Below are 12,828 nucleotides of genomic sequence, written 5' to 3'. Positions count from 1 at the left end.
TTCACCCGTTATATTTTGACAGAACCATGGATCCATTTGTGCCGCCAAAGCCAAAGCTGTTGGTCATGACACTATCCAAGCCTGCGTTTTCAACGACTTGAGTCGCAATTTCACCGGGCTGAATGCCTTCGGCAAGCGTTTCCACGTTGATCGATGGAGTAATGAAGTCGTGGTGCAACATCAAAAGACAGAAAATCGCCTCAAGCGCGCCAGCTGCGCCCTGCGCATGGCCCGTCATTGATTTGGTTGACGAGATCGGTGGAACATTGCCTTCGCCAAAAATACGGCGCACCGCCTCCACCTCACCCACGTCTCCGACCGGGGTCGAGGTGCCGTGAGCGTTGATATATCCGACAGTTCGACCTTCGGGCAGGGTCGACAAAGCCAAACGCATTGCGCGCTCGCCACCTTCGCCAGATGGGGCCACCATATCGTGACCATCCGATGTTGCCGCATAGCCGGTGACCTCGGCGTAGATCTTGGCGCCACGTGCCAACGCGTGCCCGAGTTCTTCGAGAACCACAATGCCGCCTCCACCGGAAATCACGAACCCATCGCGGTTCTGATCAAAAGCCCGCGACGCTTTTTCCGGGGTGTCATTGAACTTCGATGACATTGCACCCATTGCATCAAAAAGACAGGACAGGGTCCAATCCAGTTCTTCGCCGCCACCGGCAAACATAACATCTTGCTTACCCATCATGATTTGCTCGGCAGCATTTCCGATGCAATGCAGAGAAGTCGAACAGGCCGAAGTGATCGAGTAATTGATTCCCTTGATTTTGAAGGCCGTGGCTAAGTTGGCTGAAATAGTCGAGCACATGCACTTGGGTACAGCAAAGGGACCAATGCGCTTGGTCGCGCCGTTTTTCAGAACCGTCTGGTGGGCGGTCAACATCGCGCTGGTCGATGGCCCGCCGGATCCAGCGACAAGTCCAGTACGGGGATTCACGACCTGTTCCAGGCTCAGACCCGAGTCCTCGATTGCCTGATTCATGGCAATGTGTGCGTAAGCGGCGCCTGGACCCATAAAACGAAGAGTGCGCTTGTCCACATGCTCGGTTACATCGATCTTTAGAGTCCCGGCGATCTGGCTACGAAAGCCATGTTCAACCATCTGCTCATTCGCTTCGATCCCGGATTTGCCCGCTTTGAGCGAGGTCAAAACCTCTTCGGCATTGTTTCCGATTGAGGACACAACCCCCAGACCGGTGACGACGACGCGACGCATAAGCGTACTCCTGTGTTCCGTTTAGTGCAATGTATCCGACAGCTGGGGTCAGCTCTCGGATAATGCAACCTTCATGTCCTTGACCTGATAGATCAATTCGCCATCAGCTTCGACTCGGCCATTTGCTACGCCCATGGTCAGGCGACGTGTCTGCACGGCCTTTGTAAAATCCACGTAATACGTCAACATCTTGCGGTCGGGACGCACCATACCAGTCAGCTTGACCTCGCCGACACCCAGCGCATAACCGCGCCCCTGCCAGCCACGCCAGCCAAGGTTGAAGCCAGTTAATTGCCAAAGCCCGTCCAAGCCCAAGCAGCCAGGCATGATTGGGTTGCCCGGAAAGTGACAGTCAAAAAACCAAAGATCGGGAGTGATGTCGAATTCGGCAACGACATGTCCCTTGTTATACTCTCCGCCGTCCTCTGAAACATCAGTTATCCGATCCATCATCAGCATTGGCGGGGCAGGCAATTGCGCGTTGCCTGGGCCGAATAGTTCGCCGCGGGCGCACTTCAGCAGATCGTCCTTGTCAAAACTGCTCGGGAATTGGGCCATTCTGCCGCCTCTCCTGCCAGGGTCCGTTCGTAATATCTGGCCTCGTCTAGCACCCGTATGCAAGGTCCTGCAAGAGTGGCGCGCCACATCATGCTGTGGTTACGACAATCTTTGCGATTGAATTTCATTTGAAATTGCGGGTCGAGAGCACTTATATATGAGTTTAGCGAAAATGGGTATCGGACACATGACACCTCAGAGCCGTGACATAGCGACAGATTGGCTGGTCAATGCCGGGTTGCGACCAACGCGTCAGCGGGTTGCTTTGGCAGAGCTACTGGTTGGCGATGGCCGACACAGACATGTCACTGCCGAAAGTCTGTTCGAGTCTGCAAAAAATAATGGTGACCCGGTGTCGTTGGCTACGGTTTACAACACTTTGCGAGCATTTTGTGACGCGGGCGTTCTGCAAGAGATCACGGTTGACGGTTCGAAAAGTTATTTTGATACCAACACTCATGATCACCCGCACTTTTTCTGGGAAGAACAAGGCCGATTAAGCGATGCGCCGTCTGATGAGTTGGTGATCCAACGGCTCCCGGAAGCGCCCGAGGGCGTTGAGATAGCGTCCGTAGACGTCGTCATTCGTCTTCGAAAGAAATCCTGAAATTGATCTGAATTTCCTTGAGTGCGGAAAATTTTCTGCGGCTCAGATTCATTAAGACGTCGTGTCGCAATTGGAATTGATGGCACGATTCAAATATGAACAGATCAATCGAACGATTTTCCGGAGCCTTTAATGCCTCACAGACTTGTAACCCAGGAAATGATCGACACCTACCAGATGGATGGAGTCGTTTTGGTCAAGGGTTTGTTTGCTGATCATGTGAACGAATTACGTGAGGGTGTTGCCGCGAACATGGCCGCACCCGGGCCTTATGCCTCGGAAAACAAGAAATCCGGAGAGACAGGGCGATTCTTTGACGATTACTGCAACTGGTCACGAATTCCACAATTCCGGGCTGTGATTGAAACTTCGCCTGCAGCAGAAGTGGCTGCCGATCTGATGCAGTCACAATCAGTTCAGATGTTCCACGATCACGTTCTGGTAAAAGACCCAGGTACTTCGATGGCTACGCCTTGGCATCAGGACGGGCCTTATTATTTTGTCGAAGGCCAGCAAACTATCAGTTTTTGGTCGCCGCTCGATCCGGTTAGCCAGGCTACGCTACGTTGCGTGGCGGGATCTCACCGTTGGGAAAAAGAAGTGCTTCCGACGCGGTGGGTATCGGAAGAAGGTTTTTTTGCGGATGAAGGGCAATATATCCCGGTGCCTGACCCAGATGTCGAAGGCATGAGGATCGTCGAATTCGAAATGGAACCTGGCGACGCAGTAGCGTTCAATTTTCGTACATTACACGGCGCACGCGGCAATCAATCTGATATCAGCCGCCGGGCCTTCTCGCTAAGGCTGGTGGGCGACGATGCCCGCTATGTTCAGCGCCCGGGTCGTACTTCACCGCCATTTCCGGGACACGACATGGTGCCTGGCCAACGCCTGCGGGAGGATTGGTTTCCGATGTTGTTGCAACACTGAGTCTGCTTAGAACCACTGCCCAGGTTCCATCAGTCCCAAATCCATCAGTTGTTCCGATTTCCATTCGAACGGAACCGACTTGCACCATCGAAAACTTGGAATGTCAAATGTCGATCCTGAATTGGACTTGAGCGCCTTCGCCGCGCGGAAAGAGCACACAGCGGCGGATAGATTGTGGTGCCAAGGACAGGAGTACGTGTTGTACTCCGGCTCGTTGAAAGTATGGTCCGGCTGCAGCAATAACCCTTTTCGAGCCCTGAACAGAGCGACCCGATCGATGCGTCGGCGCTCGTAAGGAATTTGATCTTCAAATCGCCACCGCAGTCCACCTGACATGTCCAGTTGCCGCTCCAGCGGCTGTCCTTCAGAGTCGTGTCGCGCATGCGCGTAGTAACCTGTACTGTCCAGCATCGCGTGATTTGGCGCTACCCCGTTAGGAAAGACGTCCAAATCATCTGCGTACAAGTCGACAACATGAGCCATCATTGAGTCGCGTCTTTCCTCGGAGTGAAAGGCGAGCAACTCTTCTACGCTTCGTGTCTCGCAAAAGGGGTAAAACAGATATTCGGCATTGTATCCGTAGTAAAACCAAACACCGGGCGCGGCCTTTATGACGCGATTGACCGTGTCAAAGACTACATCGCGTGGCGCGCAGTTTAATGTTATACGATGAATCTTGGCTTCAAGCTCAGCTTCCAAAGCGAACTGATCAGGCAGAAAGACAATAACTGACTTGAAACCAAGCCTCAGATGATGGCGCAGGGTACTGTCCAACTCAACATCATCTTCAGCAAACAACAACGCCACGGGGCCCTGGGCTAAGGTTGATGGTGCCCATTTCTGAAAATGCTCGAGAGAGTCATACCGCACTGTCTGTACCGGTCCCGCTTTGCTGGAAGTTTTCGTCAAACTCGGGTAAATGCGCGGCCATTGCAAGCGGCGTTCGTTGCGTATAGACGACGTCGACCCAGCGAGCGCAAAGGCCTTTCTCATGTCCGAACCCAAAAAGCTGTATATTAAGACCTATGGCTGCCAGATGAATGTCTATGACAGCGAGCGCATGGCCGAGGCAATGGGCGGGCAGGGCTACGTTGAAACGAAGTCCCCGGACGATGCGGACATGATCTTGTTGAACACATGTCACATTCGTGAAAAAGCCGCCGAAAAGGTTTATTCCGAGCTTGGGCGCTTTAAGGGTTTAAAGGCCGAAAAACCGGATTTAAAGATCGGTGTGGCAGGTTGTGTGGCCCAGGCCGAAGGGCAAGAGATTATGCGCCGCCAGCCGTTGGTCGATTTGGTGGTAGGTCCGCAAAGTTACCACCGTTTGCCCGAAATGGAGGCCAAAACGCGGGAAGGCAAAAAGGCGCTGGATACCGATTTTCCTGAAGAGGATAAATTCGAAAAGCTAAAGAACAGACCAAAAGCCAAACGTGGACCAACAGCTTTTCTGACAGTACAGGAAGGGTGCGACAAGTTCTGCGCGTTTTGCGTGGTCCCATATACACGTGGGGCCGAGGTCAGTCGGCCAGCCGATAGAATCCTGCACGAGGCTCGCGATCTGGTTGAACGCGGTGTGCGCGAAATCACATTGTTGGGGCAAAACGTCAACGCCTATCATGGTGCCGGACCGAATGGCGACATGACGCTGGCTGGTTTGATATGGGAACTGAACAAAGTAGATGGTTTAGAGCGCATCCGCTTTACCACATCTCACCCCAATGACATGACCGATGATCTGATCGAAGCACACGGTACATGTGACAGGCTGATGCCATACCTGCACCTACCGGTACAGTCTGGATCTGACCGAATTCTAAAGCGCATGAACCGTAGCCACACTGCGGATAGTTATCTGCGATTGATAGAGCGTATTCGCGAAGCCCGCCCTGACATCTTGATGTCAGGAGATTTTATTGTCGGTTTCCCGGAAGAGACGGATGAAGACTTTAAGGCCACCTTGGATTTGGTGGAGCAGGTTAGATACGGCTATGCCTATTCTTTCAAATATTCAACGCGGCCAGGCACACCTGCGGCAGAACGGCCACAGGTGGACCCGGAAAAGGCGGACAGCCGCTTACAAGAATTACAGGCCGTTATCACTCGGCACCAGCGCGAAATTCAGGACTCAATGGTTGGACGAAAACTACGTGTCCTGTTTGAAAAGCCGGGTCGGCAAAGTGGGCAAATGGTGGGAAAATCCGAGTATCTGCACGCAGTTCACGTCTCTGACGCAAGTTTGAAGGTCGGCGAGCTGCGAGATGTCAGAGTAGTTTCGTCAGGCGCGAACTCGTTGGCCGCAGAACTACTCTAACCTGTGCAACTCGTTCAAATATGACGATTCTAATGAAAAATTAACCCTTGATTTAAGGGTGGAATGTATGGTCCGAGGTATCCCAGTTTTTTCAAGGGTCATGTATTTCCCTTGGCTGTTCGAGTTGCAAGTTGACTAGTTGCTTGAAAAACGCACTGGAGGGTACGAGTAGTGAGCCGAATAGGTCGTCAACGAATGAAACTGAAAGGTTTCCTTTCGGCGACTTTCCCGTTCTTTCTTTCCGCTCTGTTCTCAACATCTTTATATGCCAGTGGCAAAGACGGCGAAGTGGCTGAACCCGATGTTCTTTCGCCTCAGACCGAAGCAAGTGACGTCAGTGCATTTTATCTTGGCGTGAGTGCTGGTTACGGAGCAGGTGGTACCGACCGCTTTGGGCTCGCGGTACCCGGTGACAGAATAAACATTGGAGACCTTGAACCCTCGGGCGGTTATGGAGGCATTCGCGGCGGTTGGCGTGGGATAGTCCCAACCACCGGCGGACGCGACTATGTCTATGGTGTAGAATTAACTTATGATTTTGGCACGTTGGACGACACCGCCTCGTCATTGGTCGGTGGGACGACGGTCGACGCCCAATCTGCTATTTCAGATGTTTTTTCGATCCGATTTCGAAACGGAATCACAAACCGCAGCCGGAGCGTTCTGTACTTTTTTTCCGTAGGTTACGCCCGGGGGGAAGTTACAACTTCGTCCACTCTTACAGGAGAAGATTTGCTGCTTAATTTGGAAGACACCGGCAACCGAAACGGTTTTTCAGCCAGTCTGGGTGCTGAACATCGGTTGAACAAGAATTGGTCAATCACCGGTGAAATCGAATATTTCCAGTTTGAGTCGGAAGAAGTCGACCTAGGGTCGGGTTTTTCCACCAAATCAACTCCGAACTTCGGCGGATTGCGTGTCGGCCTGAACTACACCTTCTAGTTGGCTCGCGCATCAGATTGCGGTATTTCTTAAATTTCACAATGTTTTTTCAAATGACTGTAAAAGGTTAATCCTTTTCATCGCGAATTTATGAAACTCCAGCTTGCGTCTGGCCCAAGATGTTGTCTACGCTCAGGGTGAAACGCCAAGACAGGAGAACGGATTGGCCATCGGTGCCCTGAACCCACCGCAAAGTGACATGCCCCAGCGCGAGGCTTTTGTTGAATTTCCAGACAACCGGTTGTTGATAGATTTATGCGGGGAATACGACCGCAATCTTGCAAGCATTGAGCAGAAGCTGTCGGTTCAAATCGTACGCCGAGGCAATCAATTGGCTGTAATGGGCGACGAAGACGCCCAAAAGCAAGCCATTGATGTTTTGCAGGCTTTGTATACCCGTCTTGAAGGCGGTCGCGAGGTTGAAGCAGCCGATGTGGACCGAGAGCTGAGAATGGGCAATTCTGAGGCGGAAACCGGAGCACGCGACGGCGACCAATTGGAGATGTTCAAAGGCGGCGCGGTTGAAATCAAAACACGCAAGAAACTGGTCGAGCCTCGTACAGATGCTCAGAAGGCCTATGTCCAGTCGTTATTCAACAATGAATTGGCTTTTGGGATTGGACCGGCCGGTACGGGCAAAACATATCTGGCCGTAGCTGTCGGGGTATCAATGTTCATAGGCGGGCATGTGGACCGCATCATCCTCAGCCGTCCTGCAGTCGAGGCTGGTGAAAAGCTGGGGTACCTTCCGGGCGACATGAAGGACAAGGTCGACCCTTACATGCAACCACTTTACGACGCTCTGAACGATTTTCTACCTGGTAAGCAACTGGCAAAGTTGATTGAGGAAAAAAGGATAGAGATTGCGCCGCTTGCCTTTATGCGCGGGCGAACACTAGCGAACGCATTTGTTGTTTTGGACGAGGCGCAGAATGCCACGACTATGCAGATGAAGATGTTCCTAACACGGCTGGGTGAGGGTAGCCGCATGGTGATTACTGGCGACCGATCGCAGGTTGATCTGCCGCGCGGTGTACCATCGGGTCTTGCAGATGCCGAGCGGTTGTTAAAGACTATTCCAAACATCAGCTTCAACTACTTCACCTCGAAGGATGTGGTGCGACATCCGCTTGTCGCCGCCATAATCGAGGCCTATGAAGCTGATGCAGGTCGCGAAACAGGTTAAAAACACACGGCGCGGTCGGGAATGCAGCCTTAGATCATTTTCATGAACCTTGAAATTACCATCGAAGACCTCCGTTGGCATGAGATAGAGCCGCTCATACTTCGCGCTGTCGAAGCCACGCTGGATTATAGGGGAGTCGAGAAAGATAACTGTGAAATCAGTTTTTTATGCTGTGATGACGCCCGGATCGCGGAATTGAATTCTGAATTCAGAGAAAAGCCGACTCCAACAAATGTTCTGAGTTGGCCCACAGCGGAGTTATCTTCTGAAATTCCTGGCGAAATTCCTTCAATGCCTGAAATGGATTTCACCGGCGAGATAGCTTTGGGTGATGTTGCAATTTCCTATGACACCTGCATGCGAGAGGCAATTGAAGCGGGTAAAAATGTGGAAGATCACGTGACACATCTAATCGTTCACGGTGTTTTGCATTTACTGGGGTATGACCACATTCGTGACCCCGACGCCACTCTGATGGAGGGCGTGGAGGTTAAGATACTTGGCAAATTGGGTGTGGATAACCCATATAATACATGAAGTGGGCACTGACCCGATCATTTGGAACAGGAAAATGGGCGATATAGACGGCAGTTCTAGGGCGGCGCAAAGCGCGCGATCCGAGAGCACCAGTAATCTCAACAACGAAAAAAGCGGGTTATTTTCCCGACTTGTCGAAGTGTTCTCTTCAAAAGACGATGAACCTGGTCGGATAAACGGAACTCCTGCAAGCCCTCCCCAATCGCGTGGTATGATGAACCTGCGGCGCATGCGGGTCGAGGATGTGGCGATCCCAACTGCAGAAATCGTGTCGGTTCCATTGACGACGACTAAGGAAGAACTGGCGCAGATTTTCCGAGAAAGCGGTCTGTCTCGAATACCGGTTTATGACGGTACTCTGGATACGCCACTTGGATTTGTGCACCTAAAGGATTTTGCGCTGACCCACGGTTTTAACGGAAATTCGGCGAAGTTTGACTTGAAATCTATGTTGCGGACACTGTTGTTCGTCCCGCCCTCCATGCCAATAGGTGTTTTGTTAACCAAAATGCAGACCGAACGACGGCACATGGCCCTTGTGATCGACGAATATGGCGGGGTCGATGGGCTGCTAACTATCGAAGATCTCATTGAACAGGTCGTCGGGGAGATTGCCGACGAGCATGACGCCGATGAAGATCAGCTGTGGGTTCAAGAAAAACCTGGGTGCTATATCGTCAAAGCGCGCGTTCCATTGGAAGAGTTCGAAGCTGAAATCGGTCGTTCGCTGACCAGTCATGAGGATGTGGACGAGGAAGAGATCGACACACTTGGTGGCTTAGTCTTTATGTTGTCCGGTCGCGTGCCGACGCGAGGAGAAGTTGTTCAACACCCCGAAGGTCCGGAGTTCGAAGTGATCGAAGCCGATCCGCGACGGATTAAGCGTTTACGGGTAATGTTGCCGGACATCGCTCAATGATGCCCATTCAAGGCTGGCCGTTTTGGTTAAGACTTGCACTAGCCGGAATATTGGGGGCATTCGCAGCATTTGGTTTGGCACCTTGGGGATACTGGTTGGCGACGCTGGTCGGACTGGTTTTTATCACGCCATTGTTTTTGGCCTGCGAAACGCCGCGCCGCGCCGCTTGGCTAGGTTGGGTATTTGCCACAGGGTATTTTGCCAACGCCCTTAGCTGGATAACCGAGCCATTTCTGGTCGATGCAGAACGTCATGCTTGGATGGCGCCATTTGCGCTGGTGTTCTTGGCTGGTGGACTAGCCTTATTCTGGTCCTTTGCATTTTGGACAACACGGCGGATCGGTGGATCACCTTTAAAACAGGGTTTGCTGCTGTCGATTTCTCTGACTTTGGTTGAATTCGCCCGAGGATATGTCTTGACCGGATTTCCTTGGGCAGGAGTTGCGCAAGTCTGGGTCGACACGCCAATAGCGCAACTTTTGTCACTTGTAGGACCTTATGGCTTGGCGGCACTGACCTTTGTATCGACGCTGCCGCTTGGTGCGTATCTCTACGGACCTGGGAAACCGAGTTATTTATTAATCCCCGCGTTTTTGACCCTTGGGTCTATGGTCTTGTCCTTAGGTTATGCAACATTTCGCCCCGAGGTGCAGTTCAAGCAGCAAGTCGTGCGCCTGATACAGCCGAACGCGCTGCAACATCAAAAATGGGATCCGGACTTTGCGCCTGTGTTTTTTGCGCGGCAAATTGAATTCACCGCGGCTGAACCCCGACCTGATTTGATCGTTTGGCCAGAAACCTCTGTACCGGCATGGCTCGACAACGCACAACCTTATTTGGAGTCGATAACAAAGGCGGCGCAAGGCACCCCTGTCGTTCTGGGCATTCAAAGGGGGGAAGGACCGCGTATTTTCAACTCGATGATCTATCTTGGGCCAGAGGGTCGACAAGACGGACTTTATGACAAGCACCATCTGGCCCCATTTGGCGAATATGTACCTTTCGGCGATCTAATGGCGCGTTTCGGAATATACGGTATGGCGGCGACCACCGGCAGCGGATTCAGCGCGGGGCCAGGGGCGGCGCTGCTCGATGCTGGGCCTCTGGGCAAGGCGTTGCCGCTAATTTGCTACGAAGCAGTTTTCACGCAAGATGTTCTTTCTGCGCCTGGGCGCGCCGACTTTTTGTTACAGATTACAAACGATGCCTGGTTTGGTACGCGTTCCGGACCGTTTCAGCATTTGGCACAGGCGCGGATGCGTGCGATCGAGCAGGGTTTGCCGATGATGCGGTCGGCGAACACGGGCGTAACAGCGATGATAGATCCGCTGGGTGCAGTTACCCAGTCTTTGGACTTGGGACAATCTGGTTATATCGACGCCGTCCTGCCCATCCCCTTGGCAAAGACGGTTTATGCACGGATTGGGGATATTTGGGTCTTGGCGGCTTTATTGATGCTATTTGTGCTGGTTTGGCGCAACGTTGGGACGCCTCGGGTGCAAATACCAATTGACCCTTCGCCTTAGCACGCGTATTCCCTGGCAAGTTCGTCACAACGGCTTCCTGGCGTGGCGGGGAAATCTTAATGGAGCGCTTTTATGTCCCGACAGAATTACGTTTTTACCTCGGAGTCCGTTTCCGAGGGGCACCCGGATAAGGTTTGTGACCGTATTTCGGATGCTGTGCTTGACGCATTTTTGCGTGAAGAACCCGAAGCACGTGTGGCGTGCGAAACCTTTGCAACAACGAACCGCGTGGTTATCGGAGGTGAAGTTGGGCTGTCTGATCAAGACAAGCTGCATGACTACATGGGGCGTATAGACGAGATCGCGCGCGCCTGTGTAAAGGACATTGGTTATGAGCAGGATAAGTTCCATCACGAAACTATTGAGGTGACGAACCTGCTGCATGAACAATCTGCCCATATCGCGCAAGGTGTAGATGCGTCCCATAATAAGGACGAAGGCGCCGGCGATCAGGGTATTATGTTTGGTTATGCGACAACCGAAACGCCTGAGTTAATGCCGGCACCGATCCAGTACTCGCACGCGATCCTGCGCCGTCTGGCTGAAGTGCGGAAAAACGGTACTGAACCTGCACTGGGACCTGACGCTAAATCACAGCTTTCGGTCGTCTATCGAGACGGCAAGCCAGTAGGGGTGAGTTCGGTTGTTTTATCGACCCAGCATTTGGATGAGTCGCTCACTTCGGACGACATTCGCCTGATCGTTGAGCCTTATATTCGCCAAGTCCTACCTTACGGTTGGTTGTCTTCGGAAACCGCATGGCACGTAAATCCGACAGGTAAGTTTGTTATCGGAGGACCAGACGGTGACGCTGGTTTGACCGGGCGCAAGATTATCGTGGATACATACGGGGGCGCGGCGCCGCACGGCGGTGGGGCATTCTCTGGCAAAGACCCAACAAAGGTGGATCGTTCGGCGGCTTATGCAGCACGCTATCTGGCCAAAAACGTCGTGGCGGCAGGGATGGCCGAGCGCTGTACCATTCAGTTGAGCTACGCGATTGGCGTATCCAAACCTCTATCGATTTATGCTGACACACATAGCACTGGCCAAGTTCCAGATGCTGATATCGAAAAAGCAGTGGGGCAAGTCATGGACCTCACGCCACGCGGTATCCGAGAGCATCTTGCGCTGAACAAACCAATCTATCAACGTACTGCGGCCTACGGCCACTTTGGTCGCCAGCCAGATGAAGATGGTGGTTTCAGTTGGGAGCGCACAGATCTGGTTGACGCACTGAAACAAGCGGTTTGATCCAACGGAAAAAGCGCACCGAAGACGGTGCATTTTTTACATTGGCCGTTGAGTCTTCGCCCTTGAAACGCTTGAACTGCAGCAGTATGGCCACCGCTATGAGCAATCAGCTTTCGCAACGTCCGCACCGGAATTTTTATGGCCGTCTCAAGGGCAAAGCCCTCAAGCCCAGTCAAAAGGCCTATTTGAGCGAGGATTTGACCGCACTTTCCCCCGGTGCGGTCGATTGGCATACTAATCCTGAACGCGTTCCGTTGGATCTTGCGGGTCTGTTCGACAATCGCCCTGTTTGGCTAGAGATTGGGTTCGGAGGAGGCGAGCATCTGGTGCATCAGGCGAAAAGCAATCCGGATATCGGTATTATTGGGGCAGAGCCATACATCAACGGTGTTGCAATGTTATTGGGTAAGATCCGGAAAGCCGGGGTCGAAAACTTGGCAGTTCATCCTGGTGACGCGCGTGATCTGTTCGATGTTTTACCAGAAGCCAGCATCTCGCGTGCATTCCTTCTTTATCCCGATCCATGGCCCAAAAAGCGTCATCACCGCCGCAGGTTCGTCACGCCTGAACATTTGGAGCCGCTTGCTAGGGCGTTGAAGCCCGGATCTGTTTTTCGTGTGGCTACAGACATCCCTGATTACGTGCGCCAAACAATGGAAGAAGTGCCGCGTGCCGGGTTCGAATGGTTGGCCGAAGGCCCCAAAGACTGGCGCGAGCCTTGGGGTGATTGGATTTCCACCCGTTACGAACAGAAAGCTCTGCGTGAGTGCCGCACGCCGCACTACCTGACCTTCCGCCGCAAAGATTGATTGCTGCTGGACCAATTG

Annotated in this window: 13 protein-coding genes and 1 riboswitch; of the genes, 10 read left to right on the top strand and 3 right to left on the bottom strand. The window is 52.6% G+C overall.

Annotated features, from left to right (window positions below; all coding sequences use genetic code 11):
- Position 1: 1 nt before the first annotated feature.
- Together fabB and fabA are read right to left on the bottom strand one after the other, a co-directional pair.
- Positions 2-1,231, bottom strand: coding sequence for a beta-ketoacyl-ACP synthase I (gene fabB, locus GOV45_RS02730; protein WP_170473872.1), 1,230 nt, complete (start codon positions 1,229-1,231; stop codon positions 2-4).
- 48 nt (positions 1,232-1,279) lie between these two features.
- Complete coding sequence (gene fabA, locus GOV45_RS02725) at positions 1,280-1,789, bottom strand: bifunctional 3-hydroxydecanoyl-ACP dehydratase/trans-2-decenoyl-ACP isomerase (protein WP_170473870.1); 510 nt, start codon at positions 1,787-1,789, stop codon at positions 1,280-1,282.
- Between the two features lie 187 nt (positions 1,790-1,976).
- Here fabA and irrA point away from each other — a divergent pair, with 187 nt between their 5' ends.
- Both irrA and GOV45_RS02715 read left to right on the top strand, forming a co-directional pair.
- The gene (gene irrA, locus GOV45_RS02720; RefSeq protein ID WP_170475354.1) at positions 1,977-2,396 is read left to right on the top strand and encodes an iron response transcriptional regulator IrrA; all 420 of its coding nucleotides are present in this window, start codon (positions 1,977-1,979) and stop codon (positions 2,394-2,396) included.
- Positions 2,397-2,528: 132 nt separating this feature from the next.
- Positions 2,529-3,326: a phytanoyl-CoA dioxygenase family protein gene (locus tag GOV45_RS02715; RefSeq protein ID WP_170473867.1), complete on the top strand. Its 798-nt coding sequence runs from the start codon at positions 2,529-2,531 to the stop codon at positions 3,324-3,326.
- Between the two features lie 6 nt (positions 3,327-3,332).
- On the opposite strand, the gene GOV45_RS02710 is transcribed toward GOV45_RS02715, so the two are convergent.
- A complete protein-coding gene (locus GOV45_RS02710; protein WP_170473864.1) occupies positions 3,333-4,196 on the bottom strand; it encodes a glycosyltransferase family 2 protein in 864 nt (287 codons plus the stop codon).
- Positions 4,197-4,317: 121 nt separating this feature from the next.
- On the opposite strand from GOV45_RS02710, the gene miaB reads away from it, so the two are divergent.
- The 8 genes from miaB to trmB all read left to right on the top strand — a co-directional run bounded on the left by miaB (position 4,318) and on the right by trmB (position 12,810).
- Positions 4,318-5,637: a tRNA (N6-isopentenyl adenosine(37)-C2)-methylthiotransferase MiaB gene (miaB, locus tag GOV45_RS02705; protein ID WP_170473861.1), complete on the top strand. Its 1,320-nt coding sequence runs from the start codon at positions 4,318-4,320 to the stop codon at positions 5,635-5,637.
- Positions 5,638-5,832: 195 nt separating this feature from the next.
- Positions 5,833-6,579, top strand: a complete 747-nt coding sequence (locus GOV45_RS02700) for an outer membrane protein (RefSeq protein ID WP_170473859.1) — start codon at positions 5,833-5,835, stop codon at positions 6,577-6,579.
- A 163-nt stretch (positions 6,580-6,742) separates the two neighbouring features.
- A complete protein-coding gene (locus GOV45_RS02695; RefSeq protein ID WP_437436508.1) occupies positions 6,743-7,765 on the top strand; it encodes a PhoH family protein in 1,023 nt (340 codons plus the stop codon).
- Between the two features lie 42 nt (positions 7,766-7,807).
- Positions 7,808-8,302 carry an rRNA maturation RNase YbeY gene (gene ybeY / locus GOV45_RS02690; protein WP_170473857.1) on the top strand — a complete coding sequence of 165 codons (495 nt, stop codon included), beginning with the start codon at positions 7,808-7,810 and terminating at the stop codon, positions 8,300-8,302.
- A gap of 34 nt (positions 8,303-8,336) precedes the next feature.
- Positions 8,337-9,221 (top strand): hemolysin family protein, encoded by an 885-nt coding sequence (locus GOV45_RS02685; protein ID WP_170473855.1) that lies wholly within the window; start codon positions 8,337-8,339, stop codon positions 9,219-9,221.
- The gene (gene lnt / locus GOV45_RS02680) at positions 9,218-10,747 is read left to right on the top strand and encodes an apolipoprotein N-acyltransferase (protein ID WP_170473853.1); all 1,530 of its coding nucleotides are present in this window, start codon (positions 9,218-9,220) and stop codon (positions 10,745-10,747) included. The genes GOV45_RS02685 and lnt overlap by 4 nt, the downstream gene beginning before the upstream one ends.
- Positions 10,748-10,765: 18 nt before the next feature.
- Positions 10,766-10,814, top strand: a riboswitch (SAM-SAH riboswitch).
- 5 nt (positions 10,815-10,819) lie between these two features.
- Positions 10,820-12,001 (top strand): methionine adenosyltransferase, encoded by a 1,182-nt coding sequence (gene metK / locus GOV45_RS02675; RefSeq protein WP_170473851.1) that lies wholly within the window; start codon positions 10,820-10,822, stop codon positions 11,999-12,001.
- 98 nt (positions 12,002-12,099) lie between these two features.
- Positions 12,100-12,810 (top strand): tRNA (guanosine(46)-N7)-methyltransferase TrmB, encoded by a 711-nt coding sequence (gene trmB / locus GOV45_RS02670; protein ID WP_170473850.1) that lies wholly within the window; start codon positions 12,100-12,102, stop codon positions 12,808-12,810.
- Positions 12,811-12,828: the final 18 nt, after the last annotated feature.

The organism is Ruegeria arenilitoris, from assembly GCF_013035425.1.
In the GTDB taxonomy this organism is placed as follows: domain Bacteria; phylum Pseudomonadota; class Alphaproteobacteria; order Rhodobacterales; family Rhodobacteraceae; genus Ruegeria; species Ruegeria arenilitoris_A.
Note: the sequence above shows the minus strand (reverse complement) of the source record. Positions and strands in the feature narration are given on the sequence as shown.

What these genes read in the sequence shown, in the direction of transcription:
- fabB (WP_170473872.1), bottom strand. Translation starts at nt 1,231, where the DNA reads ATGCGTCGCGTCGTCGTCACCGGTCTGGGGGTTGTGTCCTCAATCGGA.
- fabA (WP_170473870.1), bottom strand. Translation starts at nt 1,789, where the DNA reads ATGGCCCAATTCCCGAGCAGTTTTGACAAGGACGATCTGCTGAAGTGC.
- irrA (WP_170475354.1), top strand. Translation starts at nt 1,977, where the DNA reads ATGACACCTCAGAGCCGTGACATAGCGACAGATTGGCTGGTCAATGCC.
- GOV45_RS02715 (WP_170473867.1), top strand. Translation starts at nt 2,529, where the DNA reads ATGCCTCACAGACTTGTAACCCAGGAAATGATCGACACCTACCAGATG.
- miaB (WP_170473861.1), top strand. Translation starts at nt 4,318, where the DNA reads ATGTCCGAACCCAAAAAGCTGTATATTAAGACCTATGGCTGCCAGATG.
- GOV45_RS02700 (WP_170473859.1), top strand. Translation starts at nt 5,833, where the DNA reads ATGAAACTGAAAGGTTTCCTTTCGGCGACTTTCCCGTTCTTTCTTTCC.
- ybeY (WP_170473857.1), top strand. Translation starts at nt 7,808, where the DNA reads ATGAACCTTGAAATTACCATCGAAGACCTCCGTTGGCATGAGATAGAG.
- GOV45_RS02685 (WP_170473855.1), top strand. Translation starts at nt 8,337, where the DNA reads ATGGGCGATATAGACGGCAGTTCTAGGGCGGCGCAAAGCGCGCGATCC.
- lnt (WP_170473853.1), top strand. Translation starts at nt 9,218, where the DNA reads ATGATGCCCATTCAAGGCTGGCCGTTTTGGTTAAGACTTGCACTAGCC.
- metK (WP_170473851.1), top strand. Translation starts at nt 10,820, where the DNA reads ATGTCCCGACAGAATTACGTTTTTACCTCGGAGTCCGTTTCCGAGGGG.
- trmB (WP_170473850.1), top strand. Translation starts at nt 12,100, where the DNA reads ATGAGCAATCAGCTTTCGCAACGTCCGCACCGGAATTTTTATGGCCGT.